The organism is Buttiauxella cochleicola (genome assembly GCF_021283185.1).
Taxonomy (GTDB): domain Bacteria; phylum Pseudomonadota; class Gammaproteobacteria; order Enterobacterales; family Enterobacteriaceae; genus Buttiauxella; species Buttiauxella massiliensis.
This window is the reverse complement of record NZ_JAJSOS010000010.1, coordinates 72,748-99,493: the sequence shown is the minus strand read 5'-3', so window position 1 is coordinate 99,493 and position 26,746 is coordinate 72,748. Positions and strand designations below refer to the sequence as shown.

At 50.9% G+C, this 26,746-nt stretch carries 23 protein-coding genes; 19 read left to right on the top strand and 4 right to left on the bottom strand.

All coding sequences use genetic code 11. From position 1 onward, the window contains the following. Window positions 1-15 precede the first annotated feature (15 nt). Entirely contained in the window at window positions 16-378 is a 363-nt protein-coding gene (gene queD, locus LVQ76_RS16190) for a 6-carboxytetrahydropterin synthase QueD (protein ID WP_232922086.1), read from the bottom strand. A gap of 312 nt (window positions 379-690) precedes the next feature. Between queD and cysJ the strand changes: the two genes are divergently transcribed. The 7 genes from cysJ to LVQ76_RS16155 all read left to right on the top strand — a co-directional run bounded on the left by cysJ (window position 691) and on the right by LVQ76_RS16155 (window position 10,122). Next, entirely contained in the window at window positions 691-2,496 is a 1,806-nt protein-coding gene (gene cysJ, locus LVQ76_RS16185; protein ID WP_232922055.1) for an NADPH-dependent assimilatory sulfite reductase flavoprotein subunit, read from the top strand. Continuing rightward, window positions 2,496-4,208 carry an assimilatory sulfite reductase (NADPH) hemoprotein subunit gene (gene cysI, locus LVQ76_RS16180; protein ID WP_232865730.1) on the top strand — a complete coding sequence of 571 codons (1,713 nt, stop codon included), beginning with the start codon at window positions 2,496-2,498 and terminating at the stop codon, window positions 4,206-4,208. The genes cysJ and cysI overlap by 1 nt, the downstream gene beginning before the upstream one ends. A 115-nt stretch (window positions 4,209-4,323) precedes the next feature. Beyond that, window positions 4,324-5,055 (top strand): phosphoadenosine phosphosulfate reductase, encoded by a 732-nt coding sequence (gene cysH, locus LVQ76_RS16175; protein WP_064513335.1) that lies wholly within the window; start codon window positions 4,324-4,326, stop codon window positions 5,053-5,055. 370 nt (window positions 5,056-5,425) lie between these two features. Next, window positions 5,426-6,643: a D-mannonate dehydratase ManD gene (gene manD, locus LVQ76_RS16170; RefSeq protein WP_232922054.1), complete on the top strand. Its 1,218-nt coding sequence runs from the start codon at window positions 5,426-5,428 to the stop codon at window positions 6,641-6,643. Window positions 6,644-6,666: 23 nt separating this feature from the next. Next, window positions 6,667-8,442 (top strand): sodium:solute symporter family transporter, encoded by a 1,776-nt coding sequence (locus LVQ76_RS16165; protein ID WP_232922053.1) that lies wholly within the window; start codon window positions 6,667-6,669, stop codon window positions 8,440-8,442. Between the two features lie 95 nt (window positions 8,443-8,537). Continuing rightward, window positions 8,538-9,314, top strand: coding sequence for an SDR family NAD(P)-dependent oxidoreductase (locus LVQ76_RS16160; RefSeq protein WP_232922052.1), 777 nt, complete (start codon window positions 8,538-8,540; stop codon window positions 9,312-9,314). 112 nt (window positions 9,315-9,426) lie between these two features. Further along, window positions 9,427-10,122 (top strand): FadR/GntR family transcriptional regulator, encoded by a 696-nt coding sequence (locus tag LVQ76_RS16155; RefSeq protein ID WP_232865726.1) that lies wholly within the window; start codon window positions 9,427-9,429, stop codon window positions 10,120-10,122. On the opposite strand, the gene LVQ76_RS16150 is transcribed toward LVQ76_RS16155, so the two are convergent. Together LVQ76_RS16150 and LVQ76_RS16145 are read right to left on the bottom strand one after the other, a co-directional pair. After that, window positions 10,117-12,225: a heparinase II/III domain-containing protein gene (locus LVQ76_RS16150; protein WP_232922051.1), complete on the bottom strand. Its 2,109-nt coding sequence runs from the start codon at window positions 12,223-12,225 to the stop codon at window positions 10,117-10,119. The genes LVQ76_RS16155 and LVQ76_RS16150 overlap by 6 nt on opposite strands. A 162-nt stretch (window positions 12,226-12,387) precedes the next feature. Then, window positions 12,388-13,428, bottom strand: coding sequence for an aminopeptidase (locus tag LVQ76_RS16145; RefSeq protein ID WP_232905224.1), 1,041 nt, complete (start codon window positions 13,426-13,428; stop codon window positions 12,388-12,390). A 270-nt stretch (window positions 13,429-13,698) separates the two neighbouring features. On the opposite strand from LVQ76_RS16145, the gene cysD reads away from it, so the two are divergent. The 12 genes from cysD (at window position 13,699) to rpoS (ending at window position 23,967) form a co-directional block, all read left to right on the top strand. After that, on the top strand, window positions 13,699-14,607 hold the full coding sequence (gene cysD / locus LVQ76_RS16140; RefSeq protein WP_034497961.1) for a sulfate adenylyltransferase subunit CysD: 909 nt from the start codon (window positions 13,699-13,701) through the stop codon (window positions 14,605-14,607). 11 nt (window positions 14,608-14,618) lie between these two features. Then, window positions 14,619-16,046, top strand: coding sequence for a sulfate adenylyltransferase subunit CysN (cysN, locus tag LVQ76_RS16135; protein WP_232922050.1), 1,428 nt, complete (start codon window positions 14,619-14,621; stop codon window positions 16,044-16,046). Beyond that, window positions 16,046-16,651, top strand: coding sequence for an adenylyl-sulfate kinase (gene cysC, locus LVQ76_RS16130; RefSeq protein WP_232905225.1), 606 nt, complete (start codon window positions 16,046-16,048; stop codon window positions 16,649-16,651). The genes cysN and cysC overlap by 1 nt, the downstream gene beginning before the upstream one ends. 51 nt (window positions 16,652-16,702) lie before the next feature. After that, window positions 16,703-17,026 (top strand): DUF3561 family protein, encoded by a 324-nt coding sequence (locus LVQ76_RS16125; RefSeq protein ID WP_232865721.1) that lies wholly within the window; start codon window positions 16,703-16,705, stop codon window positions 17,024-17,026. 184 nt (window positions 17,027-17,210) lie between these two features. Next, the gene (ftsB, locus tag LVQ76_RS16120) at window positions 17,211-17,525 is read left to right on the top strand and encodes a cell division protein FtsB (protein WP_151995048.1); all 315 of its coding nucleotides are present in this window, start codon (window positions 17,211-17,213) and stop codon (window positions 17,523-17,525) included. 20 nt (window positions 17,526-17,545) lie between these two features. Next, complete coding sequence (gene ispD / locus LVQ76_RS16115) at window positions 17,546-18,256, top strand: 2-C-methyl-D-erythritol 4-phosphate cytidylyltransferase (protein WP_232922049.1); 711 nt, start codon at window positions 17,546-17,548, stop codon at window positions 18,254-18,256. Beyond that, the gene (ispF, locus tag LVQ76_RS16110) at window positions 18,256-18,735 is read left to right on the top strand and encodes a 2-C-methyl-D-erythritol 2,4-cyclodiphosphate synthase (protein WP_232865719.1); all 480 of its coding nucleotides are present in this window, start codon (window positions 18,256-18,258) and stop codon (window positions 18,733-18,735) included. Before ispD ends, ispF begins: the two co-directional genes overlap by 1 nt. Beyond that, on the top strand, window positions 18,735-19,781 hold the full coding sequence (gene truD / locus LVQ76_RS16105) for a tRNA pseudouridine(13) synthase TruD (RefSeq protein ID WP_233338026.1): 1,047 nt from the start codon (window positions 18,735-18,737) through the stop codon (window positions 19,779-19,781). Before ispF ends, truD begins: the two co-directional genes overlap by 1 nt. Before the next feature lie 360 nt (window positions 19,782-20,141). After that, on the top strand, window positions 20,142-20,903 hold the full coding sequence (gene surE, locus LVQ76_RS16100) for a 5'/3'-nucleotidase SurE (protein ID WP_232865718.1): 762 nt from the start codon (window positions 20,142-20,144) through the stop codon (window positions 20,901-20,903). Continuing rightward, window positions 20,897-21,523, top strand: coding sequence for a protein-L-isoaspartate(D-aspartate) O-methyltransferase (locus tag LVQ76_RS16095; protein WP_232865717.1), 627 nt, complete (start codon window positions 20,897-20,899; stop codon window positions 21,521-21,523). Before surE ends, LVQ76_RS16095 begins: the two co-directional genes overlap by 7 nt. A 131-nt stretch (window positions 21,524-21,654) precedes the next feature. After that, a complete protein-coding gene (gene nlpD, locus LVQ76_RS16090) occupies window positions 21,655-22,791 on the top strand; it encodes a murein hydrolase activator NlpD (RefSeq protein ID WP_232922048.1) in 1,137 nt (378 codons plus the stop codon). A 183-nt stretch (window positions 22,792-22,974) separates the two neighbouring features. After that, window positions 22,975-23,967, top strand: a complete 993-nt coding sequence (gene rpoS, locus LVQ76_RS16085; protein WP_151995055.1) for an RNA polymerase sigma factor RpoS — start codon at window positions 22,975-22,977, stop codon at window positions 23,965-23,967. Between the two features lie 63 nt (window positions 23,968-24,030). Here rpoS and mutS read toward each other — a convergent pair whose 3' ends face one another. Next, window positions 24,031-26,592 (bottom strand): DNA mismatch repair protein MutS, encoded by a 2,562-nt coding sequence (gene mutS, locus LVQ76_RS16080; protein ID WP_232922047.1) that lies wholly within the window; start codon window positions 26,590-26,592, stop codon window positions 24,031-24,033. Window positions 26,593-26,746 lie beyond the last annotated feature (154 nt).

Sequence of the window (26,746 nt, the reverse complement as noted above, 5' to 3'; positions counted from 1 at the left end):
TACGGTGCCTTTCTTTTAACCTTTATACACGCAACCGGCGGTACAGGTTTCTTTTACCATCACTGAGCTTAGCAGTGGCACAAGCGGTTTCATTTCATCCCAGATCCATTTCGCCAGCACTTCGCTGGTCGGGTTTTCAAGCCCAGGAATATCATTCAGATAGTAATGATCCAGTCTGTCATAAGTCGGTTTAAATGCCGCCTTCAGCTCAGAAAAATCCATAATCCAGCCGGTATAAGGATCAACCTCGCCAGTGATTTCCAGACGCACCATAAAGGAGTGGCCATGCAGGCGACCGCACTTGTGGCCTTCAGGCACATGCGGCAGGTTGTGAGCGGCTTCGAAGGTAAAATCTTTAAACAGAGTGGTGGTCATTATTACTATCTCAATAGGACGAAAAACCGCCGCATAGTACCGGAATCCACTATTTTAAGCATTAACTAAAACTATCATCATTGGTTAAAGCTCTGTTTTAGTCATGTTTGCTAATTTAAGTTGATATAAATCAAAGGATTAACTAACCACTTTTAACGTTATGGATTACCCGTAAAAGCGGTTAGTCATTTTGGTTATTTGATATTTCTATCCCTTCTTTAATTGTTATTATCCTGATGGTTACCCTTACACCATGAATGCTTTTTACCGTTGAATGATGAAAACGGACCTTTTGCTACTGGAACCCAATCAAGCATGACAACTCAGGCCCCACCGACCGCTTTGCTGCCGCTAACCCCGGAGCAATTGGCACGCCTTCAGGCGGCGACAACCGATTTCTCGCAGACGCAACTGGCTTGGTTATCCGGCTATTTCTGGGGGATGATAAATCAACAACCGGGCGCTGTTACCACGGCTCAGGCACCTGCGGCAGAAGTTCCAGTCATTACGCTGATTTCTGCATCGCAAACCGGTAACGCGCGTCGCGTGAGTGAGCAATTGCGCGATGATTTACTGGCAGCAAAACTGAACGTTAACCTGGTTAACGCGGGCGACTATAAATTCAAACAAATTGCCCAGGAAAAACTGCTGGTTGTCGTGACTTCAACGCAAGGTGAAGGGGAACCCCCTGAAGAAGCCGTGGCGTTGCACAAATTCCTGTTTTCGAAAAAAGCGCCAAAATTGCCAGGCACCGCGTTTGCGGTATTCAGCCTCGGCGATACCTCTTACGAATTCTTCTGCCAGTCCGGTAAAGACTTTGATAACAAACTCGCGGAACTCGGTGGTGAGCGCCTGTTGGACCGCGTGGATTGTGATGTGGAGTTCCAGCCAGCAGCAGCCGAGTGGCGTGCAAAAATTGTCGATGTCCTGAAATCCCGTGTGCCGGCCGAAACGCCTGCACAAGCGGCAGTGACTGCCACGGGCGTGGTCAACGAAGTATTCTCAAGCCCATACACTAAAGAGGCGCCGCTGACCGCAACGCTTGCAGTTAACCAGAAAATCACTGGCCGTGATTCAGAAAAAGATGTGCGCCATTTCGAAATCGATTTGGGTGATTCAGGCCTGCGTTATCAGCCGGGTGATGCGCTCGGTGTCTGGTATCAAAACGATCCTGCACTGGTTAAAGAACTGGTTGAACTGCTGTGGCTGAAAGGCGATGAAAGCGTCACGGTCGACGGTAAAACGTTACCGCTCAGCGAAGCACTGGAGTGGCATTTCGAACTCACTATCAACACCGCCAACATTGTTGAGAAATACGCGCAGATTACCCGCAATGCAGCGCTGCTGGATTTGGCGGGTGATAAAGCTAAGCTGCAACACTTTGCTCATAACACGCCGATTGTCGACATGGTGCGTTATGCGCCAGCAGAATTAACCGCTGAGCAGTTGGTTGAACTGCTGCGTCCACTGACGCCGCGCCTGTATTCGATTGCATCGTCGCAGGCAGAAGCTGAAAACGAAGTGCACATTACCGTTGGCGTAGTGCGTTACGACATTGAAGGGCGTGCTCGCACCGGAGGCGCTTCTGGTTTCCTGGCCGATCGCCTTGAAGAAGATGGCGAAGTACGTGTGTTCATCGAGCACAACGATAACTTCCGCCTGCCAGCTAACCCGGAAACCCCGGTGATTATGATTGGCCCAGGCACTGGTATTGCCCCGTTCCGTTCGTTCATGCAGCAGCGTGAAAACGACGGCGCGGGCGGTAAAAACTGGTTGTTCTTCGGCAACCCGCACTTTACTGATGATTTCTTGTATCAGGTTGAATGGCAGCGTTACGTCAAAGATGGCCTGTTGACCAACATTGATCTCGCCTGGTCACGCGACCAGGAACATAAAATATACGTACAAGATAAACTGCGCGAAAAAGGCGCGGAACTGTGGAACTGGATTAATGAAGGTGCCCACATTTACGTCTGCGGCGATGCGAATCGCATGGCAAAAGACGTTGAGCAGGCATTACTGGAAGTGGTAGCTGAGTTCGGTGGTATGGATACCGAAACGGCTGATGAATTTTTAAGTGAGCTGCGCGTTGAGCGCCGTTATCAGCGAGATGTCTACTAATGAGCGAAAAACACCCAGGACCATTAGTGGTCGAAGGCAAACTGTCTGATGCCGAGCGCCTGAAACGCGAAAGCAACTATTTGCGTGGCACCATTCAGGAAGATTTGCAGGACGGCCTGACCGGCGGCTTCAGAGGCGACAACTTCTTGCTGATCCGCTTCCACGGTATGTATCAGCAAGACGACCGTGATATTCGTGCTGAGCGTGCAGAGCAGAAACTCGAGCCGCGTCATGCCATGATGCTGCGTTGCCGTCTGCCGGGGGGGATTATTACCACCGAGCAATGGCGTGCGATTGATAAGTTTGCCGAAGACAAAACCATCTACGGCAGCATTCGCCTGACCAACCGCCAGACTTTCCAGTTCCACGGCATTCTGAAAAAGAACGTGAAACCGGCACACGAAATGCTGCATGAAGTTGGGCTGGATGCGCTGGCGACCGCCAACGATGTGAACCGCAACGTGCTGTGTACGTCGAACCCGGTGGAGTCTGAACTGCACCAGGAAGCGTACGAGTGGGCGAAAAAGCTTTCCGAACATTTGCTGCCACGCACTCGCGCTTATGCGGAGATCTGGTGGGATCAAGAGAAAGTGGCGACGACCGACGAAGAGCCGATCCTCGGTTCCACCTATCTGCCGCGTAAGTTTAAAACCACGGTCGTGGTACCTCCGCAGAACGATGTCGATCTTCATGCCAACGACATGAACTTCATCGCGATTGCGAAAGACGGCAAGCTGGTGGGCTTTAACCTGCTGGTGGGTGGTGGTTTATCCATCGAACATGGTAACAAAGCAACGTATGCCCGCACCGCGAGCGAGTTTGGCTACATTCCGCTGGAACACACTCTGGCGGTAGCGGAAGCTGTTGTCACCACGCAACGCGACTGGGGCAACCGTACCGATCGTAAAAATGCCAAGACCAAATATACGCTGGAGCGCGTCGGTGTTGACGTGTTTAAAGCCGAAGTTGAACGCCGTGCCGGGATTACATTCGAGCCGACTCGCGCGTATGAATTTACCGGGCGTGGCGATCGTATTGGCTGGGTAAAAGGCATCGACGACAAATGGCATCTGACGCTGTTTATCGAAAATGGCCGCATTCTGGATTACCCGGGAAGGCCGCTGAAAACCGGTCTGATGGAGATCGCGAAGATCCATAAAGGCGATTTCCGCCTGACGGCAAACCAGAATCTGATCGTGGCGGGTGTGCCAGCAAGCGAAAAAGCAGCGATCGAGAAGATCGCCAAAGAAAGCGGCCTGATGAACGCGGTGAAACCACAGCGTGAAAACTCGATGGCCTGCGTTTCCTTCCCGACTTGCCCGCTGGCAATGGCCGAAGCTGAACGCTTCTTGCCGCAGTTTGTGACTAAAGTTGAAGAAGTGCTGGAGAAACACAACGTGCCGGATGAACACATCGTCACGCGTGTTACCGGCTGCCCGAACGGCTGTGGCCGTGCGCTGTTGGCTGAAATCGGTCTGGTGGGCAAAGCACCAGGGCGCTACAACCTGCACATCGGCGGTAACCGTATTGGTACGCGTATTCCGCGTATGTACCGTGAAAACATCACTGAGCCAGAAATTCTGGCATCGATTGATGAACTGGTTGGGCGCTGGTCGAAAGAGCGCGAAGCGGACGAAGGCTTCGGTGATTTCACCATCCGCGCGGGGATTATTCGTCCAGTGCTGGACCCGGCCCGGGATTTGTGGGACTAGCGTTGCAGTTAATGTCGGATGGTGCTAACGCTAGTCCGACCTACGAAAGACCGTTGTAGGGTGGATAGGCCGAAGGGGCCGTCCACCATGATATCAAGCAACTAGCGAGGCACGTATGTCGGTACTCGATCTAAAAGCGTTGAATGAACTGCCGAAAGTCGAGCGCATAATGGCGCTGGGCGAGGTCAACAGCCAGCTCGAAAAGCTTACGGCGCAGCAGCGTGTCACCTGGTCGCTGGAAAACCTGCCGGGGGAGTTTGTGCTCTCCTCAAGTTTTGGTATTCAGGCTGCGGTGTCTTTGCATCTGGTAACTCAACAGTTCCCGGATATCCCGGTCATTCTTACCGATACCGGCTATCTGTTTCCGGAAACCTACCAGTTTATTGATGAGCTGACCGACAAGCTGAAGCTCAATCTGAAAGTTTTCAGCGCGAAGGAAAGTGCGGCGTGGCAGGAAGCGCGTTACGGCAAGCTGTGGGAGCAGGGTGTTGAAGGCATTGAGAAATATAATGACATCAACAAAGTTGAGCCAATGAACCGTGCGCTACGCGAGCTGGGCGGCCAAACCTGGTTTGCTGGCTTGCGCCGCGAGCAATCTGGCAGCCGTGCCAATTTGCCGGTGCTGGCGATTCAACGCGAAGTCTTTAAAATTCTACCAATTATCGACTGGGACAACCGCCAGGTTTACCAATACCTCACAGCCAATGGCCTGAAGTACCATCCACTATGGGATCAGGGCTACCTTTCCGTGGGCGACACTCATACCACGCGTAAGTGGGAAGAGGGTATGGCAGAAGAAGAGACACGTTTCTTTGGTTTGAAGCGCGAGTGTGGTTTGCACGAATAACACACCGAAAGCACTATAATCCCGAAGCTTGTCGCGCCATGCCGACGGGCTTTTTTTATGATTAGAACTCGTCTTCATTTCTATTAGTCATACTAATAGATTCGTAATATTTGACAATCCCCCTCGCAACTGCAAATTCATCATTGTTATCAGTTTACATACCACACAATAAAATCAATGTGTTAGTGATGTTTATTTCAGGTGTTTTCATAAATACCGCTAATATTTACCATCTGGCAACAAATAACCCCTCATCTGGTAACTTAAAAATTACGACATTGTTCACACAATAGTCAGTTTATAAATACTATAGTACGACAAATAAAATAATTTACTCCCCCTGTCTTTTCTCAACCCTACGAGAGTTGCTATGAAGATCGAATGTATAAAAGTGCTGGTGAGCCGGCCTGGACGAAATTTTGTTACGGTAAAAATTGAAACGGACGAAGGAATTTATGGTGTGGGTGACGCCACACTGAATGGCAGGGAAATGGCCGTTGCAGCGTATCTGGAAGAGCACATTGCTCCGTGTCTTATCGGCAAAGATCCGCGCAATATCGAAGATATCTGGCAGTACCTTTATCGCGGTGCGTACTGGCGTAAAGGTCCGGTGACGATGACGGCGATCGGTGCAATCGACATGGCGTTGTGGGACATTCTGGGCAAACATGCGGGGCTACCGGTCTGGCAACTGCTGGGTGGAAAAAGCCGTCAGGGCGTGACGGTGTATGTTCATGCCAACGGTGAAAGCATCGACGAAGTGCTGGATAACACGGCGAATTTTATTGAACAAGGCTACAAAGCCATTCGTCTGCAATGTGCGATTCCGTCCACCAAAGGCACTTATGGCACGCTGGAAGGGAAGAAAAATTACTATGAGTTGCAGGGTAATCGCCCGTTGCCGCCGGAACAAGCGTGGTCTACGCGCAAATACATGAATTTCATACCTGAGTTGTTCAAAGCGGCTCGCGAACGTTTCGGTTACGGCATCGATTTATTGCATGATGTTCATAGTCGCCTGACGCCAATAGAAGCAGCACGGTTAGGAAAACTGCTGGAGCCGTATGATTTACTGTTTTTAGAAGACACCGTCACGGCAGAAAACCCGGCTGGTTATCAAATTATTCGCCAGCACACCACAACGCCGCTGGCCGTGGGTGAAATATTTAATACCATCTGGGATGCAAAAGAGTTAATCGAAACGCAATCGATAGATTATATCCGTACCGCAGTTTCACATGGTGGTGGAATAACGCCGATGCGTAAGCTCAGTGCATTTGCCGACCTTTATCATGTGCGTATGGCTCCGCACGGTGCACCGGATTTATCCCCCATATCCACAATGGCCCATTTGCATCTTAATAGTTGGGCACCTAACTTTGGTATCCAGGAATTTGTTGGTTTTGGCACCCCTGAATTAAATAGCATCTTTAAATACGAACTGCCCCTCAAGGATGGAATGCTATTGGTTTCTGATAAACCAGGTTTGGGAATAGATATAGATGAAGCCGCCATGGGAAATTATCCCTATGTCAGATCTTATCTTCCTGTTAGCCGCCTCGAAGACGGAACGCTCTGGAACTGGTAATCCTCTGACCTAAGGGTACGATTATGATCTATGATACCGCTGTAATCTGTGGTTATTTCATCTTAATGGTGTTGATCAGTTTTATATTTAAAAAAATGGCCAGTAAATCCTCCAGTGATTATTTCCGTGGTGGTGGGAGGATGTTGTGGTGGATGGTGGGGGCGACGGCGTTTATGACGCAGTTTAGCGCCTGGACATTTACCGGAGCCGCCGGGAAAGCGTTTGGCGATGGCTTTATGGTGGCAGCAATATTCCTCGGGAATACCATCGCATACGGAATTTCCTGGCTATGGTTTGCAAAACGTTTCCGCCAGGTACGCGTAGACACGGCCACTGAAGTGATTCGTCATCGCTTTGGTTCGCAGAATGAACACTTCTTCACATGGGTGATTATCCCACTGAGTATTCTGAGCGGCGCCGTAATGATGAATGCGTTGGCGATATTTGTTAGCACCGTTTTTGACTGGGATCTTTCGGTCACGATTTGGGTAACCGGTATTGTGGTGTTAATGATCTCGTTATTAAGCGGAGCCTGGGGCGTGGTTGCTTCAGACTTTGTTCAAACCTTAATTGTTGCGGTTATTTCTATTGCCTGCGCCATTGTTGCATTAGTCAACGTTGGCGGTCCGGTAAATATGGTCACTCACTTCCCATCCGGCTTTATTATGGGGCCGAATATGAATTACGGAGTGGTGATATTAGGTTCAGTTATCTTCTTTATTGTAAAACAGCTGCAAAATATAAATAACATGCAGGACTCTTACCGTTTCCTGAATGCGAAAGACTCGAAGAATGCCCAAAAGGCCGCTTTCTTTGCCATGATATTAATGGCGGTAGGGACGCTGATTTGGTTTATTCCACCGTGGGTTTCTGCCAGCCTTTACCCGGATGCCACTGCGCAATATGCCGCTCTCGGTAATAAAGCCTCGGACACTATTTATTTGAGCTTTGTTGAACGGGCAATGCCTGCGGGAACCGTTGGTTTGCTAGTCGCCGGTTTATTTGCCGCAACCATGTCGACAATGGACCCGGCTTTGAACCGCAACAGCGGCATTTTCGTGCGCAGTTTCTGGGTGCCGGTGGTTTGCCGTAATAAAAAGATCAGTGACCGTGCGGAGCTGTTTGCCGGGAAAATGTTCTGCATTGTGAACGGCTTGCTGGTGATTATTGTTTCGCTGTTCTTCAGTCATCTTGAAGGCATGAGTTTGTTTGACCTGATGATGTCGGTTTCAACACTTGCTCAGGCTCCACTCCTGGTGCCGCTGTTCTTCGGCATGTTTATCAAGCGCACTCCGCGCTGGGCGGCGTGGGGAACCGTGGTATTCGGCATCTTTGTGTCATGGATGTGTATGGATGTGTTGACCTCGAAAGCACTCGGCCAGTTGCTGGGAATTGAGTTTACCAAACGTGAACTGAGCGAAATCAACGTCATCATCAACATCATTGCTCACCTGGTGCTGACGGGCGGTTTCTTTATCTGCACCAAACTGTTCTACCGCGAAACCTCTTACTCAGCTAAAGAGAAGGAGCAGATTGAAACCTTCTTCAAAAATATTGAAACCGAGGTGGTTGAGGATTCAGAACAGCAAGGGTTTGACCTCCAGCAACGCGAAAAAATCGGCTTTATTACCATGCTGATGAGCGGCGGCCTGGTGTTGATGGTGCTTATTCCCAACCCGTTATGGGGGCGATTATTGTTCCTGGCGTGTGCCGCATCGGTATTCCTGGTGGGGTATTTGCTGCGCCTGAGTTGCCGGGTTGGGCAGGATTCCCCGCAGCAGGCGAAAGATACGCTCTGACTCGCAAAAGCGCCTTTTACCGGGCGCTTTTCTTTTGCATAGCCCGGATAGGTTGGTAGTATTTGTAATACTAAATGACAAATAGAGGTGATCCGATGTTTTCTGATTTACGGAATAAACGTGTATTAGTGACTGGCGCTTCGGCAGGCGTAGGTTTGGCAGCGGCAGAGGCATTTTTACGCTGTGGCGCAAAAGTGGGTATTAATGGCCGCCGCTCCGCACAGGAGATGGAACCGCAGCTTGGGAGGCTTCGCAGTTTAGGTGGTGAAGTTTGCTATTTCCCGGCTGATTTATCCCAGTCAGGTGCCTGTCAGCAATTGGTCAGCGCTTTTGTCGAACAATTTGGTGGCCTCGATGTGCTTATCAATAACGCCGGGGGTTTAGGTGGGCGTGCAGGTCTTGAGAACATCGACGATGACTTCTATGACCGCGTCATGGATTTGAACGCGCGCTCGGCATTAATGATGACCAAATATGCGATTCCTCATCTGCGTGAATCGGCAAAAACCAGCGGTGAAACCGCCTCGGTAATCAGCACCGGTTCGATTGCAGGGCGCGAAGGTGGCGGCATTGGCGCAGGTATTTACGCAGCGTCAAAAGCCTGGTTGCACGACATTCATCGCAACTGGGTGAAAGAATTCACCAAAGATAATATTCGCTTCAACATTGTTTCGCCGGGCACCATTGATACCGCGTTCCATGAAGATAAACCGCAGGAGCTGCGTGACAAGATTGCCGGGTCGATTGCAATGGGGCGTTTTGGGCTCAGTGAAGAGGTGGCTCCGAGCTTCCTGTTCTTCGCTTCTCATAAAATGAGCGGCTACATTACCGGCCAGATTTTAGATGTAAATGGCGGCCAGATGGCGCCTTAAAGGTATCCGTCGTACTTCGGGTTGCAGCAGTGCTGACTGCAACTCGAATTTTTTTGGCTACATGGTTTAGTGATACACTAATTTCCTTCCCTTTTTCAGGTATGACAAAAGCATGCAATTCACAACCATTGCTACTACGCAACGCGGTCTGGATGGACTTATTGCCAGCGACATCGCCCGCAAGATTCTTTCCGGGCAACTTTTGCCGGGGGATATTCTGCCCAGCGAAGTGGAGCTTTGTGAACAGCTCGGCGTGAGCCGCACGGCATTGCGTGAGGCGCTCAAACTTGTGTCATCTAAAGGGATGCTTGAATCTCGCCCGAAAGTGGGAACCCGTGTTCGCCCGCGCAATAACTGGAATATCCTTGATGTTCAGTTGCTCGAATGGATGAATGGCATGGAAGGGACGCTGGAAATGTATCACCAGTTTCTCGAGTTCCGCCGTGTTATTGAGCCACATGCGACACGTCTTGCCGCGCTGAATGCGACCAGCGAGCAGCGAATTGAGCTTTCCCGTGTGCATGAAGAAATGTGTGCCGTGGCGAAAGATTTCGACCCGGATCGGTGGGTGGATGTGGATACGCGCTTCCATCGTGCTATTTTCCTGGCTTCGGGAAATTGCTTCTATGCCCCGTTTGGCAATGTGCTGACCACCGTGTTTAAGTGGTTTATCAGCCATTCGTCGAAAGAAGGCGGTATGTGCCTGGAAGATCATCACCGCATTTATCGCGCGATTATGATTGGCGACGGTGACGCTGCCTATGAAGCATCTTTAGCGTTGATGACGGCAAGCAAACACCGTCTATAAAGGCTGCACCGAAAACTGCCCAAATCCTGGGCGGTTATCGACGATGATTTCCAGCGCTTCACCTTCCGCAAAATAAACCGCAACTTTAGTCTGGGCGGCAATATCGTGCTCAAGCACTTCGACACGTTTTACCTGCCCGCGCGCATTGCGTGAAGTTTCGCTGGCTTCATCAAAATAGCCGTGGCTTTCAATAGTGGTGGCAAATACCACGTTGTCGCCATGAGTTCGCCATAACCACGCAGGTTCAACACGTAAATTGAACTGCGGATCGCCAGCACCGGTCTGAGCAATAATCAGCTCGCCACCCTGGGGCAACGCGCCCGTTGCGGTGTAAAAAGTATCGCCATCAAGCCAGGTCAGTTGCCCATTTTCACCTGCAGGAACCGGGCTGCGGGCGCAATCCCATAAATGCTGATAGCCATTCCGATCGCCTAATGGCTGCCATGACCTTGAATAATTCAGTGATAGCGAGGTGTTGATCAGTTGTCCACGCCCGTGCAGGCAATAATCATATTGGTGTTTATCGCTGCTGCTTAGACTGAAAAGATCGAGCACCAAGGGCTTTTCGCACTGCGGCACATTGAGCAATAACACCGTGCGCTGCTGGCTGACGCCGGGCCAGTCATCGTGGCTGCGAGCGCTCATCCCCTGGCCGTGTGAGTTATCGGTGATAAAGAAGTGCGTTTCACCGTGGTGCAACGCGGCTTGGTTTTTATCGAAATTATGCTGACAGCCTTCATCTACCACCACCGTGTTGTGGGCGACGGTTTGTTTGCAGTAGCTGTTGTTTTCAGGAATGTAGCGCCCGCCAAATTTCGGTTCGATATTGACCCAGCGACCGAAACCGTAATCACGTAAAAACTCGCGACCACGATTAAACAGGCTCAGGTGCAAGTCGTCGAAATGACCGTGGTTTAACGCCGAATGCATTCCGGCAATATTGCCGTGACCGCCCCAGTACAGCAGCGCCATATTGTCATCTTGCTGATTATCTCGCACCCGCAACACGCCGATAGCCCCACGCTCACCGTTCTGACCATCACGAACTAACTGGCCTGGCCAGGGTAAAGATTGAGCTGGCGAATTTTCCAGATGCTCGCAAAGCGATAAAGCCCCGCGCCCCGGCCAGACGCATGACTGCCAGCGGGCCAACTCAGCCAGACGGGCATACGCTCCGTAATGCTGCCAGCACAGACTGACGGCGATAACGGCACCTTCATCGCGTAAGTCCATCGTTTTTGACGCGTCATTTAAAGCCGGAAGCGTACCGTCGGGGAAGGCCAGCGCAAACAAGGTGTAACAAGCACGTTGAATAATACGATGGTTATATTCCCAGATATTCAGTTCAGGCTGGCGGCGGGAGATGGCTTCGGCGAGCAGCAGAAGAGGGCGCAGAGCAAAGCGCTGGTAATAAAGCCCTTCTATATAGTAACCGTCGCATGAAAAGAGTTGGTTAAGCTGCGCGAAGAAGCCGCCAGTTTTGCTATCTCGCGCCAGGCCATACAGCGAATCCAACACCCATTCGTCATCACCTAACACGTACCCGCAAATCGCGACCGCCGCGACCGACCACATTCCATGGTTATGCACAATATCGAAAGTTGCAGCGTGAGTATGCGTGGCGTCGTGCGCCATCAGTCGCAGCAAATTGCTTTCAATATGTTGGACTTGTTCAGCGGTCGATTCAGTTTTTACACAGTGCCAGGCTTCAGCGGCATAGAGCAAAAACATATGTTCGTTAAGCGTCTGGTGGAATAAACGCCCTGGCGGATTGGTGTCGTGGCTGATGGCATCACCCAACTGCGGGTAGCGATCGGCATAGATGCAGAGAATCTGAATCACCCGTTCTTTGTAACGTGCATCCTGAGTAATGAGCCACAAACGCCCCGCAAGATTCATCATCTGGTAATTCAGTTTGTGCTGTGTGTGTTCCGGCCCGCCGCCTTCCCCATGCCCGGGGACCCACAGCGGTGCATTTAGCCATTGTTCAACTTGCTGTTGCTGAAGGCGCAGGGTTTCGCCCAGCAGAGTATTGCGCGTCAAATGGATACGTAGCGCTGCGGCATCGTCGTTATCAATAAATAGCGGGGACCAGGTGGACATAGCCTTCTCTCTGACACTTATTAGTATGACTATTTAAGTTTCGGATACCGGGTTGTGTCCAGAATGAAAGGCGAAATGAGTGGGGCAGGTCACAAAATTGTGTTTTTATTAGTCATACTAAAAGGCCGGTTTTGTCGAACCGACCCGTTTAGATTTGCGGGGTTATTGCTTCGCTTTTGCCAGCTCTTTCACCAGTGGCAGTATCACACGCACCACATCATGGCTGCGTTTCTCGATGCGCGTTGGTAGCCACTTATCCAGATACTGTTGGTTATCGATTAAGCCATTATGCCAACTGGTTCCATCCGGGAAGGCTTTGCTTTTCGCTCGTTGCTGATAACCATCTTTCTTGCCCAATGACCAGTTAGTTGCTTCAACAGAAAGCACTGGAATGCCGGCTTCATCAAACACGTCGGCATCGTTACAACAACCGGTTCCTTTCGGATATTTGGCATTTAATCCTGGATTAGTCGCGGCTTTAACATTCAACTGGCGCGCCAGTTTTAACGCACGATCGCGCGTCAGTTTACTGACCGCTGTTGGTGTTGATTTGCCGCTATTGAAATAGAGTTTGTCGCCGACAATCAGGTTATCGAGATTAATCACCAGCAAGGTATTTTTCTTCTCGCTGGGACTCATGCGTTTAAGAACATCTTCCGCACCAAGTTTGCCAATTTCTTCACCACTGGTGGCGATAAAGCGGATGCCATAGCGCGTTGGAATATCTTTCAGGCGCGTTGCAAGCTCAAGCATAACGCCCAGACCTGAAGCATTGTCATCAACACCTTGCAGCGTTAAACCACCAAGATTGTTATTTACATCATTATCACTGAGCGGTGAATAGGTATCGAGGTGCGCCATGATGATGATTTGCTGCGGCTCTTTTCCTTCACGTGCGGCAATTACTGAACTTGCACTGACGTTATGCCAGCTCTGATGGCCATCTTTGGTGGTGTACAAATAACGCGTGTTAAAGCGGCGAATATCGCTTTGGTAACCAAGCTGGCTAAATTGCTGCTTGATGTAGTCTGCGGCCAGCATTTCCGAGGGGCTGCCGGTCATGCGTCCTGGGAATACCGTAGCAATGTGGCGTGTTTGTTGACTGGCAATTTTGCCCATTGGCGTTGTGCTGGCAACTGCGGGCAAGGTACAGCAAATGCTTAACGCCAGGCTGGTTAGCGAGTGGCGCATTGCGGAAAACATAGTGAAGGTCCTTCAACCAGGAAAATTTTTTGCCCGCATAGTATGAAACTGTGACGGGCGTTACACAATTTCAATTGCTCTGAAAGCCACGTTAAATCGCTGGTTCAGCACATTTTGTGATTTGCATTTCCATGGCGTTATTCCTTTGTGGAACTACTCATTCCAATTCGTAATTTCATAACAAATAAACCACAGACGTATAGTCCCCTAATGAATTTTTAAACGGAGGTTCTATAGCCCTCCGCACCAAACCTCGGCTAAGGGAAGTTTATGGACCAGAAACGACTTACACACTTGCGGCAGTTGGAGGCGGAAAGCATCCATATCATCCGTGAGGTTGCCGCCGAATTTGCCAATCCGGTGATGATGTATTCCATCGGTAAAGACTCCTCGGTGATGTTGCATTTGGCCCGTAAAGCCTTCTACCCAGGCACGCTTCCTTTCCCGCTGCTGCATGTTGATACCGGCTGGAAATTCCGCGAAATGTACGACTTCCGAGACCGTACCGCGAAGAACTACGGCTTTGAGCTGCTGGTGCATAAAAACCCGGAAGGCGTGGCGATGGGGATCAACCCGTTCGTGCACGGTAGCGCTAAACATACCGACATCATGAAAACCGAAGGGCTGAAGCAGGCGCTGAGCAAATACGGTTTTGATGCCGCCTTTGGTGGCGCGCGTCGTGATGAAGAAAAATCCCGTGCGAAAGAACGTATCTATTCGTTCCGCGACCGTTTCCACCGCTGGGATCCAAAAAACCAGCGCCCTGAACTGTGGCACAACTACAACGGCCAGATTAATAAAGGTGAGAGCATTCGCGTGTTCCCTCTTTCAAACTGGACCGAACTGGATATCTGGCAGTACATCTTCCTGGAAAATATTGAAATCGTTCCGTTGTATCTGGCAGCACCGCGTCCGGTGCTAGAGCGCGATGGCATGTTGCTGATGGTTGACGATGACCGCATTGATTTACAACCTGGTGAAGTGATTGAGCAGAAAATGGTGCGCTTCCGTACCCTGGGATGCTGGCCGCTGACCGGCGCCGTTGAATCCGAAGCGCAGACATTGCCGGAAATCATCGAAGAGATGCTGGTTTCGACCACCAGTGAACGTCAAGGGCGGGCAATTGACCGCGACCAGGCAGGCTCGATGGAGCTTAAAAAACGCCAGGGTTATTTCTAAGGAGTCGCCAGATGAACACCACTATTGCACAACAAATTGCTGATGAAGGCGGCGTTGAAGCCTATCTGCACGCACAACAAAACAAAAGCCTGCTGCGTTTTCTGACCTGCGGCAGCGTGGATGACGGCAAAAGTACGCTAATTGGCCGCTTGCTACATGACACGCGCCAGATTTATGAAGACCAACTTTCTTCGCTGCATACCGACAGCAAACGTCACGGTACGCAGGGTGAGAAACTGGATCTGGCATTGCTGGTGGATGGTCTGCAAGCCGAGCGCGAGCAGGGCATTACTATCGATGTGGCTTACCGTTATTTCTCCACTGAAAAACGTAAATTCATTATTGCTGATACCCCAGGGCATGAGCAGTACACCCGTAATATGGCGACAGGTGCTTCAACTTGCGATCTTGCGATCTTATTGATCGACGCGCGTAAAAGCGTGCTGGATCAAACGCGCCGCCACAGTTTTATCTCCACGCTGCTAGGGATCAAACATCTGGTGGTGGCGGTTAACAAAATGGATCTGGTGAGCTTTAGCGAAGAGACATTTGAGCAGATCAAACAGGATTACCTGACCTTTGCTGAGCAACTGCCGTCCGATCTGGATATTCGTTTTGTACCGCTTTCAGCACTGGAAGGCGACAATGTTGCCACGCAAAGCTCTAACATGCTGTGGTACACCGGCCCAACTCTGCTGGAGCTTCTGGAAACGGTAGAAGTGAAGCGTATCGTTGAACAACAGCCGATGCGTTTCCCGGTGCAGTACGTAAACCGCCCAAATCTGGATTTCCGTGGTTATGCCGGAACGCTGGCATCAGGCATCGTGAAAGTTGGGCAACGCGTTAAAGTCCTGCCGTCGGGTGTTGAGTCTGCCATTGCACGAATCGTCACTTTTGATGGAGATTTGCAACAAGCCGCTGCGGGTGAAGCTATTACGCTGGTGCTCAAAGATGAAATCGATATCAGCCGCGGCGACCTGCTGGTTGATGCCAGTGATGCGCAGCCTGCAGTACAAACGGCAAAAGTCGATGTGGTGTGGATGGCTGAACAACCATTGGTGCCGGGCCAAAGCTACGACATTAAAGTCGCAGGGAAGAAAACACGTGCCCGTGTCGACAATATTCATTATCAGGTCGAAATTAACAGCCTGACTCAGCGCCTCGTGGAAAGCCTGCCGCTGAACGGTATTGGCCTGGTGGATTTAACCTTTGATGAACCACTGGTGCTGGATAAGTACCAGGAAAACCCGGTCACTGGCGGGTTGATTTTCATCGACCGTCTGACCAACGTGACGGTTGGCGCTGGCATGGTACGTGAGCCACAAGAAGAGGTGTTTCAGGAGCCGTCAGCATTTAGCGCGTTTGAGCTGGAACTGAATGCGCTGGTGCGCCGTCACTTCCCACACTGGGGTGCACGCGATTTGCTGGGAGGAAAATAATGGCTGAGCACGACGAGAATGTCGTCTGGCATGCCCATCCAGTAACAGCTGAGCAGCGTGAGAGTCTTCACCAGCACCGGGGCGCGGTGCTGTGGTTTACCGGGCTTTCGGGCTCGGGTAAATCCACCGTTGCTGGCGCCCTGGAAGAAGCGCTGCATAAACTTGGCGTGAGCACTTACTTGCTTGATGGTGACAATGTACGCCACGGTTTGTGTAGCGATTTGGGTTTTAGCGATGCCGATCGTAAAGAAAACATTCGTCGTGTCGGTGAAGTTGCCAACTTGATGGTGGATGCGGGGTTAGTCGTGTTGACCGCCTTTATTTCGCCACATCGGGCTGAGCGCCAGATGGTGCGTGATCGTGTGGGGGAAGGGCGGTTTATTGAAGTGTTTGTTGATACTCCACTTTCCATCTGCGAAGCGCGCGATCCGAAAGGTTTATACAAAAAAGCCCGTGCGGGCGAACTGCGTAACTTCACCGGAATTGACTCAGTCTATGAAGCACCAGTGAATCCGGAAATACACTTAGACGGCGAACAATTAGTAACAAATTTGATAGCCCAATTATTAGACCTGTTGCGTCGTGACGTTATTATCAAAACCTAAGACATTGCCAGGCGCCTAACGTGCCTGGCTTGCAGGGTTTACGGAATCGTTATGCGCAATGGCACTAACATGGCAATTACATCGGCTGAAGCAAGCCCTGGTACCGAAGAGACAACCTGGTCATTGGCCGGCGCGTTCATCGGTTTTTTGTCATGGCTATTAGCGCTGGGTATTCCTTTCCTGATTTATGGCCCTAACACGCTGTTTTTCTTCCTCTATACCTGGCCATTTTTCCTCGCTTTGCTACCTGTAGCGGTTGTCGTGGGAATTGCACTGCACTCTCTTCTACGAGGCCGTTTGATCTTTAGCTGCATTGCTACGGTGCTTGCCGTAGCGCTGATGTTCGGCATCCTATTCTTATGGCTGATGGGTTAATCTTAAAATATTGGCCAAACCGTAACAGACTATTTATGGCTGCATGCCCGCTAACTCACCTGCAAACGCGCATGTTGGCGCTTTCTGTGATAAATTCTGCCGCAAATACGAAGGGCCACCTTGTGCCCAGAGCGAAGCTCGATAAAATTTTGTGCGATGATTGTGCCGTTTTTCAGGGGGCAGGATGGGTAAACTAACGCTGCTATTGCTGGCCTTGTTGGTCTGGCTGCAGTATTCGCTGTGGTTTGGAAAAAACGGCGTACATGACTACACGCGAGTAAACGACGACGTTACTGCTCAGCAGGCGACGAACGCTAAACTCAAAGCGCGTAACGATCAGCTGTTTGCGGAAATTGACGATCTTAATGGCGGGCAGGAAGCCATTGAAGAACGTGCACGCAATGAATTAAGCATGACCAAGCCGGGTGAAACTTTCTACCGCCTGGTACCCGATAGCTCTAAGCGCTTAACTAACAGTGCCGGGCAGAACAATCGATAATCAAGCGTAAGTGAATCTACATGGCAGACTCCTCCCCGGACGTAATTGCCGTGGTGCCGGCAGCAGGTATCGGCAGCCGCATGCAAACGGAATGTCCTAAGCAATATCTAAAAATCGGCGATAAAACTATTCTTGAACACGCAGTGGCGAGCCTGATGGCTCATCCACGCGTGGCTCATGTCGTTATCGCCATTAGCCCAACCGATAGCTGGTTTGCCTCTTTGCCCCTTGCCTCTAACCCAAATATCACCGTGATAAACGGTGGTGCACAGCGTGCTGACTCGGTACTTGCCGGGCTAAATGTGGTGCAAGGTGCTCAATGGGTGCTGGTGCACGATGCTGCGCGCCCTTGTTTGCATCAGGACGATTTAGCGCGTTTATTAGCAATTACCGAAACCAGCAAAATCGGCGGCATTCTGGCGGCACCTGTGCGTGACACCATGAAGCGCGGCGAGCCGGGCAAAAATCTCATCGCTCATACCGTCGATCGCGAAGACCTGTGGCACGCTTTAACGCCTCAACTGTTCCCTCTGGAATTACTGCGCAGCTGTTTGCAGCGCGCACTCGATGAACATGCCTCAATCACTGATGAGGCCTCTGCTCTTGAGTGTTGTGGCTTCCATCCCGAATTAATTAGCGCCCGCGCCGATAATATAAAAGTGACTCGTCCTGAAGACCTGGCGCTGGCTGAGTTTTACCTCACGCGGTTAACCCAAACGGAGAAAGAATAATGCGTATTGGACATGGTTTTGATGTACACGCCTTTGGTGGCGCAGGCCCAATCATCATTGGCGGCGTACGTGTGCCTTTCGAGCAGGGGTTGCTTGCACACTCGGATGGTGATGTCGCTCTGCACGCATTAACCGATGCTCTGCTTGGGGCGGCTGCTTTGGGCGATATCGGCAAATTATTCCCGGACACCGACCCGGCGTTTAAAGGTGCCGATAGCCGCGAATTGCTGCGCGAAGCGTGGCGTCGTATTCAGGCGAAAGGCTACACATTGGGTAACGTCGATGTGACGATTATTGCACAGGCTCCAAAAATGGCTCCGCACATCCCGCAGATGCGCGTGTTTATTGCCGAAGATCTCGGCTGCCATATGGACGATGTGAACGTAAAAGCGACCACTACTGAGAAACTCGGTTTTACAGGCCGTGGTGAAGGCATCGCTTGCGAAGCAGTCGCTCTGCTGCATAAGGCGCGCAAATAATGGATATGCAGAATCTGACCTGGCTGCACGGCAAGCCACAAGGCACCGGGTTAATCAAAGCCAGTCCAGAGGACTTCGTGGTTATCGAAGACCTGGGTTTTGGGCCGGATGGTGACGGTGAGCAACTCCTGTTACGCATCCTGAAAAATGGCTGCAACACCCGCTTTGTTGCTGACGCGCTGGCGAAATATCTGAAGGTTCCAGCCCGCGAAGTGAGCTTTGCCGGGCAGAAAGACAAGCATGCAGTAACTGAACAGTGGTTCTGCGTACGCCTTCCGGGCAAAGAAATGCCGGATATGAGCGGGTTTGAGCTTGAAGGCTGCCAGGTGCTGGAATATGCCCGTCACCGCCGTAAATTGCGTTTAGGAGCTTTGAAAGGTAATCGCTTCACGCTGGTACTACGTGAAGTGAGTGACCGCGCCGATATTGAGCAGCGTTTGAATACAATTTTGCATCGTGGAGTGCCGAATTATTTCGGTAGCCAACGTTTTGGGATTGCAGGCAATAACCTGCACCAGGCCGTGCGCTGGGCGCAAAGCAATGCACCGATCCGCGATCGTAATAAGCGCAGTTTTTATTTGTCGGCAGCTCGTAGCGCCATGTTTAACCAGATTGTTAGCGAAAGGCTGAAAAAGTCCGATTTCAACCAGGTTATCGATGGCGATGCGCTGCAACTAGCTGGGCGTGGAAGCTGGTTTGTTGCCACACCGGAAGAGCTTCCTGAGCTGCAAAACCGTGTCGATAGCGGTGAATTATTAATTACTGCACCGCTGCCGGGTGACGGTTCCTGGGGCACGCAAAACGCCGCACTGGAGTTTGAACAGCAGTGTGTTGCTGGAGAAACGGATTTGCAGTCGCTGCTGGTGCGTGAGCGTGTAGAAGCGGCTCGCCGCGCTATGCTGGTTATGCCCAAAGAGTTGAGCTGGAGCTGGTGGGACGACATCACCGTTGAGCTGAATTTCTGGCTGCCTGCCGGCAGTTTCGCAACCAGCGTGGTGCGTGAATTAATGAACGCACCGGGTAATTACGCTGATATTGCTGAGTAACGGTAGAACTTATTTATGGCGGGTAATGATATTACCCGCTTTTTTTTGTTTTAAATTCCGCATTATTTTGTCTCGGACAGTTCCACAACCTCTTGTTTCCAGCTCAATCCTCAGCCCACGGAAGGTGATTTAGTCAACCCAGGATTGTATAGTAGCCTCCAGACTGGCGTTTGTTGTGAATGTTACAAAAACAGCAACAATTTCATGACAGGTGCACTAAAATCAGCTGAATGGGATAAAACAACAAGTTGGAGCGTTTTTTGAGTATAAAAAATACGCGGACAGTAAGCGTCTCATGGGACCAACGTGTGGTTTTATCTTTTTCGTATATTCATATAAAAGAAGCTTTGTAAAAAGAATATGAGAATACTTTTGAGTAACGATGACGGGGTCAACGCGCCGGGCATTCAAGTTTTGGCGGCCCGACTAAGGGAATTTGCTGAGGTGCAGGTGGTAGCCCCCGACCGTAATCGCAGTGGGGCATCAAACTCACTGACGCTCGAATCTTCATTGCGTACTTTCACTCTCGCAAACGGCGATATTTCCGTGCAAATGGGCACGCCGACTGACTGCGTCTACCTTGGCGTCAATGCCTTGATGCGCCCGGTGCCTGAAGTGGTGGTTTCCGGGATTAACGCAGGCCCAAATCTGGGCGATGACGTTATCTATTCCGGCACCGTTGCGGCAGCGATGGAAGGGCGACACTTAGGTATTCCGGCGCTGGCCGTTTCTCTTAATGGCCATGAGCATTATGAAACCGCCGCTGCGGTAACCTGCACGATTCTGCGAGCGCTGATGCGTGAGCCGCTGCGAACCGGGCGCATTTTAAATATCAATGTGCCTGATTTGCCACTTGATCAAATCAAGGGTATTCGTGTCACGCGCTGTGGTAGCCGTCATCCTTCAGATAAAGTTATTCCGCAAGAAGATCCTCGCGGTAATACCCTGTATTGGATTGGGCCTCCTGGCGACAAATTTGATGCAGGCCCGGATACCGATTTTGCCGCTGTTGATGAAGGCTATGTGTCGGTCACGCCCTTGCATGTCGACTTAACGGCCCACAGTGCTCGTGAGGTGGTTAGCCACTGGTTGAGCAAGTCAGGAGTGGATGAGCAATGGTAAGCAAACGCGTACAAACCCTTCTCGAACAGCTACGCAATCAAGGCATCAAGGACGAAAAAGTTCTTGATGCAATTGCCCAGGTGCCTCGGGAAAAATTTGTCGACGAAGCGTTTGAGCACAAAGCCTGGGAAAACACTGCATTACCCATTGGCTCAGGCCAAACCATCTCGCAGCCTTATATGGTTGCAAGAATGACCGAGTTACTTGAACTGACTCCTGAGTGCCGTGTGCTGGAGATCGGGACAGGTTCCGGGTATCAAACGGCCATTCTGGCGCACCTGGTGCATCATGTTTGTTCAGTTGAACGCATTAAAGGCCTGCAATGGCACGCAAGGCGACGTTTAAAACAACTCGATCTGCACAATATCTCAACCCGTCACGGTGATGGTTGGCAGGGCTGGCATGCGCGTAGTCCATTTGACGCTATTATTGTGACGGCAGCACCGCCGGAGATTCCCAGCGAGCTCTTAGCACAGCTGGATGAAGGCGGAATTTTAGTTCTCCCTGTAGGCGAAGATCGACAGTTTCTTAAACGGATTCGTCGCCAGAATGGGGAATTTGTCATTGATACGGTAGAAGCCGTTCGTTTTGTGCCCTTAGTGAAGGGGGAACTGGCATAACCCGGAAATATCTTGTTTTTTTCTAAGGGTTTTGGCGTAACGTAACGCGCAGCGAAATTTTGATAGCTGGCCTTAAGCGCCAGTTTTGCCGTATTTTCATACATAAGCATATGATTGTTTTTGGGGGATAAATGAGCGCGGGAAGCCCAACTTTTACTTTACGCCGTATTGCAGCGTTGTCGCTGGTTAGCCTTTGGTTAGCTGGCTGTACCAGCAATAACAGCCAGGCGCCTATTAGTTCTGTAGGTGGTAGCAGCAATGCCGGTGGCAGTTCATCTAGTGGAATGCTGATTACCCAGCCACCGAAAATGTCCACTCAAAGCCAGACTCCGCAAATTCAGCCTGTACAGCAGCAACCACAGATCCAGCCTATGCGCACTCAACCGCAGCCCGTTGTTTCAACGCCAGTTCAAACAGAAAACGGCCGTATCGTTTATAACCGCAAGTATGGGAACATTCCGAAAGGCAGCTATGCCGGCGGCAGCACTTATACCGTTAAACGCGGCGACACTCTTTTCTATATTGCGTGGATTACCGGGAACGATTTCCGTGACTTAGCCCAGCGCAACAATGTCCCCGCCCCGTATGGCTTAGAAGTAGGTCAGACTCTGCAAGTGGGCAGCTCTTCTGGGACGCCAATCACTGGCGGAAATGCGGTCACAACGGCTGATGCCAGCGCGCAAGGCGTCGCTCCGCCACCTGTGCAAAATACCACCGCAGTGGTTGCTTCTAAACCTGTAATTACGTATTCTGAGGATTCAGGTGAACAGAGTGCTAACAAAATGTTGCCGAATAATAAAGGTACTGCGACTGTCGTCACAGCACCGGTTACGGCACCTGTGGTTAGCTCTACGACTACTGTACCAACTGCCAGCAGCACGTCCGATAGCGCGCCAATTTCAACCTGGCGCTGGCCGACTGAAGGCAAGATTATTGAGAACTTCTCTGCTACCGAAGGTGGCAATAAAGGGATCGATATCGCAGGCAGCAAAGGCCAGGCTGTTGTTGCTACCGCCTCTGGGCGAGTGGTGTATGCCGGTAACGCGCTGCGTGGTTACGGTAATCTAATCATCATTAAACACAACGATGATTACCTGAGTGCCTACGCCCATAACGATACAATGCTGGTCCGGGAACAACAAGAAATCACGGCGGGGCAGAAGATAGCTACCATGGGTAGCACCGGAACCAGTTCAACACGTTTACATTTTGAAATTCGTTACAAGGGGAAATCCGTCAACCCGCTGCGTTATTTACCGCAGCGATAAGCCGGCAAAATCCTAAGCTGCATATAGTTATTTAAGTGGTATCAAGGCGGCAACTGAGTGATTCCCCGGGAGCTTATTCAAGTAAGTGACTGGGGTGAATGAAGGTAGCCAACGCGGAGAACGCTTAAAGGACGAAGTGCAAGGTAGGTATTTTGCCCAGGGATCACGGGTAGGAGCCACCTTATGAGTCAGAATACGCTGAAAGTTAACGAGTTAAATGAAGACGCGGAATATGATGAGAATGGAGTTGAGGTCTTTGACGAAAAAGCCCTCGTAGAAGAGGAACCCAGTGATAACGACATAGCCGAAGAGGAGTTGTTGTCACAAGGTGCCACTCAGCGTGTGCTTGACGCAACTCAGCTTTATCTTGGGGAGATTGGTTATTCCCCTTTATTAACAGCCGAAGAAGAGGTGTATTTTGCCCGCCGCGCACTGCGTGGTGATATCGCTTCTCGCCGACGCATGATCGAAAGTAACTTGCGTCTGGTGGTTAAGATTGCCCGTCGTTATAGCAATCGTGGTCTGGCTTTGCTGGACTTGATTGAAGAGGGGAATCTGGGGCTGATCCGTGCTGTTGAGAAGTTTGACCCAGAACGTGGGTTCCGTTTCTCAACATACGCAACATGGTGGATTCGTCAGACCATCGAACGGGCAATCATGAACCAAACCCGTACGATTCGTTTGCCGATTCATATCGTGAAAGAGCTGAACGTTTATCTGCGTACTGCTCGTGAGCTTTCCCACAAACTCGACCATGAGCCGAGTGCGGAAGAGATTGCTGAGCAACTGGATAAACCTGTTGATGATGTCAGCCGTATGCTGCGTCTCAACGAGCGCATTACTTCAGTAGACACCCCGTTGGGTGGTGACTCTGAAAAAGCGCTGCTGGACATTCTGGCTGACGAGAAAGACAACGGCCCGGAAGACACCACGCAAGACGATGATATGAAGCAGAGCATCGTGAAGTGGTTGTTTGAACTGAACGCTAAACAGCGTGAAGTGCTGGCTCGTCGTTTTGGCCTGTTAGGCTATGAAGCTGCAACACTGGAAGATGTTGGCCGTGAAATTGGTCTGACTCGTGAACGTGTTCGCCAGATTCAGGTAGAAGGTCTACGTCGTCTGCGCGAAATTTTGCAGGCTCAAGGACTGAATATCGAAGCGTTGTTCCGCGAATAATCGACTCTTCAAATAAAAAGCGGTGACTAAGGTCACCGCTTTTTTTATGGCTTTAGTCAGGTGTCACACCAGATTTTTAAGCCGATAAATCCACTCCAGCGCCTGTCTTGGTGACAGCGAATCCGGGTCTAACGCTTCCAGAGCTTCTACCGCAGGCGAGGTTTCCTCAGCAACTGACAGCAACGACATCTGAGTACCATCGACTTGCGTGGCAGCCGTGTTATTAGAAAGCGTCTCCAGTTCACGTAGTTTTTGACGTGCTCGTTTAATCACATCTTTTGGTACACCAGCCAGCGCCGCAACGGCCAGGCCGTAGCTTTTGCTCGCCGCACCATCTTGCACACTGTGCATAAAGGCGATGGTGTCACCGTGTTCGATAGCATCAAGATGCACGTTTGCCACACCTTCCATTTTTTCTGGCAACGTCGTCAGCTCAAAATAGTGCGTGGCAAACAGGGTCAGTGCTTTGATGCGATTAGCCAGACTTTCGGCACAGGCCCAGGCTAATGACAGACCATCGTATGTGGAAGTCCCACGACCAATTTCATCCATCAGTACCAGGCTATTCTCGGTGGCGTTATGCAAAATATTTGCCGTCTCGGTCATCTCAACCATAAAGGTTGAACGCCCGGAAGCCAGATCGTCAGCCGCGCCTACGCGTGTGAAAATACGGTCGATTGGCCCGATCTCTGCCTGCTGTGCTGGAACAAAACTACCAATGTAGGCAAGCAGCACGATCAACGCCGATTGGCGCATGTAGGTGCTTTTACCCCCCATGTTAGGACCGGTAATAATCAACATGCGGCGTTGAGGTGCGAGACTTAGCGGGTTGGCAATAAACGGCTCGCTAAGAACTTGCTCAACGACTGGATGACGACCATCAACCACTTTAATCCCCGGTTTATCAGTCAGTTGCGGACAAGTGTAATTCAGGCTGTAAGCGCGCTCAGCAAGGTTAACCAGCACATCCAGTTCCGCCAAAGCCGTAGAACTTTGCTGCAACGCTTCAAGATGTGGCAACAGCGCATCGAACAACTGATCGTAGAGCTGTTTTTCCAGTGCAAGAGCTTTGCCTTTCGACGTGAGAACTTTGTCTTCGTACTCTTTAAGCTCAGGAATAATATAGCGCTCGGCGTTTTTCAGCGTCTGACGGCGAACATAGTGAATTGGTGCGTGGTGACTCTGGCTGCGGCTAATCTGGATGTAATAACCATGCACGCCGTTAAAACCGACTTTCAGCGTATCCAAACCAAGCTTTTCACGCTCGCGGATTTCCAGTTTATCGAGATAATCTGTCGCGCCATCAGCCAGCGCACGCCACTCGTCTAACTCTTCGTGATAACCTGGCGCAATCACGCCACCGTCGCGCACCAGCACTGGCGGGGATTCCACTACTGCGCGCTCGAGTAATTCACGCAGCTCGGTGAACTCACCCATATTTTCGCGCAGGGTCTGTACATATTCTGTTGGCACATCGGCCAGCATTTCACGCAATTCAGGCAGTTGTTGGAAAGCGTGGCGCATGCGCGCTAAATCGCGTGGACGCGCAGTGCGTAGTGCCAGACGCGCCAGAATGCGTTCCAGATCGCCAACTTGACGCAGCACCGGCTGTATTTCAGCGGTACGCTCTTGTAAGGCTGCGATGGTCTGCTGGCGTTTTTGCAGCACGTCGATGTTGCGAATTGGCATGTGCAGCCAGCGTTTCAGCATGCGGCTACCCATCGGCGTGACGGTGCAGTCCAACACTGAGGCGAGCGTATTTTCAAAGCCACCAGACAGGTTCTGGGTTATCTCCAGATTACGGCGCGTTGCCGCATCCATAATGATGCTGTCTTGCTGGCGGTCCATGGTGACGGAGCGAATATGCGGCAGGGAAGTGCGCTGCGTATCTTTAACGTACTGCAGCAAGCAGCCCGCGGCACACAAAGCATGATGAGCATTTTCAACACCAAAGCCAATCAGGTCGCGGGTACCAAATTGCATATTCAACTGTTGGCGTGCGGTGGATATTTCAAACTCCCACAGCGGGCGACGACGCAAGCCACGGCGGCCTTCAATCAGGCGCGTTTCGGCAAAATCTTCTGCATACAGCAGTTCAGCGGGATTGGTACGCTGAAGTTCGGCGGCCATGGTTTCGATATCTTCAGGCTCTGACAGACGAAAACGCCCGGAGCTGATATCAAGCGTCGCATAACCAAAGCCTTTACCATCTTGCCAGATTGCAGCCAGCAGGTTGTCCTGGCGCTCTTGCAGCAGGGCTTCATCGCTGATGGTGCCTGGTGTAACGATACGCACGACTTTGCGCTCGACAGGCCCTTTGCTGGTGGCCGGGTCGCCAATCTGTTCGCAAATGGCGGCAGATTCACCCAGATTCACAAGCTTGGCTAAATAGTTTTCGATGGCGTGATGTGGAACACCTGCCATTGGAATCGGTTCGCCCGCGGATGCACCACGTTTAGTCAGAGAGATATCGAGTAGTTGCGACGCACGTTTTGCATCGTCATAAAACAACTCGTAAAAGTCGCCCATGCGATAGAACAACAGGATCTCAGGATGCTGAGCTTTCAGGCGCAGATACTGCTGCATCATGGGGGTGTGGGCGTCTAAATTTTCCGTTGTACTCATAGTTTTTCTTTTTTAATCCATTGAATTAAAAGTTAATTGTGATTTTTTATTATTGTTAGTGTTCACATTATCTCATGAAGCTGATTTGTCGTGAAAAGCTTCGCTATTACACCACATAACTCTGCGATCACACATTGCCAAAAGGCAGGAAAAA

What these genes read in the sequence shown, in the direction of transcription:
- cysJ (WP_232922055.1), top strand. Translation starts at nt 691, where the DNA reads ATGACAACTCAGGCCCCACCGACCGCTTTGCTGCCGCTAACCCCGGAG.
- cysI (WP_232865730.1), top strand. Translation starts at nt 2,496, where the DNA reads ATGAGCGAAAAACACCCAGGACCATTAGTGGTCGAAGGCAAACTGTCT.
- cysH (WP_064513335.1), top strand. Translation starts at nt 4,324, where the DNA reads ATGTCGGTACTCGATCTAAAAGCGTTGAATGAACTGCCGAAAGTCGAG.
- manD (WP_232922054.1), top strand. Translation starts at nt 5,426, where the DNA reads ATGAAGATCGAATGTATAAAAGTGCTGGTGAGCCGGCCTGGACGAAAT.
- LVQ76_RS16165 (WP_232922053.1), top strand. Translation starts at nt 6,667, where the DNA reads ATGATCTATGATACCGCTGTAATCTGTGGTTATTTCATCTTAATGGTG.
- LVQ76_RS16160 (WP_232922052.1), top strand. Translation starts at nt 8,538, where the DNA reads ATGTTTTCTGATTTACGGAATAAACGTGTATTAGTGACTGGCGCTTCG.
- LVQ76_RS16155 (WP_232865726.1), top strand. Translation starts at nt 9,427, where the DNA reads ATGCAATTCACAACCATTGCTACTACGCAACGCGGTCTGGATGGACTT.
- LVQ76_RS16150 (WP_232922051.1), bottom strand. Translation starts at nt 12,225, where the DNA reads ATGTCCACCTGGTCCCCGCTATTTATTGATAACGACGATGCCGCAGCG.
- LVQ76_RS16145 (WP_232905224.1), bottom strand. Translation starts at nt 13,428, where the DNA reads ATGTTTTCCGCAATGCGCCACTCGCTAACCAGCCTGGCGTTAAGCATT.
- cysD (WP_034497961.1), top strand. Translation starts at nt 13,699, where the DNA reads ATGGACCAGAAACGACTTACACACTTGCGGCAGTTGGAGGCGGAAAGC.
- cysN (WP_232922050.1), top strand. Translation starts at nt 14,619, where the DNA reads ATGAACACCACTATTGCACAACAAATTGCTGATGAAGGCGGCGTTGAA.
- cysC (WP_232905225.1), top strand. Translation starts at nt 16,046, where the DNA reads ATGGCTGAGCACGACGAGAATGTCGTCTGGCATGCCCATCCAGTAACA.
- LVQ76_RS16125 (WP_232865721.1), top strand. Translation starts at nt 16,703, where the DNA reads ATGCGCAATGGCACTAACATGGCAATTACATCGGCTGAAGCAAGCCCT.
- ftsB (WP_151995048.1), top strand. Translation starts at nt 17,211, where the DNA reads ATGGGTAAACTAACGCTGCTATTGCTGGCCTTGTTGGTCTGGCTGCAG.
- ispD (WP_232922049.1), top strand. Translation starts at nt 17,546, where the DNA reads ATGGCAGACTCCTCCCCGGACGTAATTGCCGTGGTGCCGGCAGCAGGT.
- ispF (WP_232865719.1), top strand. Translation starts at nt 18,256, where the DNA reads ATGCGTATTGGACATGGTTTTGATGTACACGCCTTTGGTGGCGCAGGC.
- truD (WP_233338026.1), top strand. Translation starts at nt 18,735, where the DNA reads ATGGATATGCAGAATCTGACCTGGCTGCACGGCAAGCCACAAGGCACC.
- surE (WP_232865718.1), top strand. Translation starts at nt 20,142, where the DNA reads ATGAGAATACTTTTGAGTAACGATGACGGGGTCAACGCGCCGGGCATT.
- LVQ76_RS16095 (WP_232865717.1), top strand. Translation starts at nt 20,897, where the DNA reads ATGGTAAGCAAACGCGTACAAACCCTTCTCGAACAGCTACGCAATCAA.
- nlpD (WP_232922048.1), top strand. Translation starts at nt 21,655, where the DNA reads ATGAGCGCGGGAAGCCCAACTTTTACTTTACGCCGTATTGCAGCGTTG.
- rpoS (WP_151995055.1), top strand. Translation starts at nt 22,975, where the DNA reads ATGAGTCAGAATACGCTGAAAGTTAACGAGTTAAATGAAGACGCGGAA.
- mutS (WP_232922047.1), bottom strand. Translation starts at nt 26,592, where the DNA reads ATGAGTACAACGGAAAATTTAGACGCCCACACCCCCATGATGCAGCAG.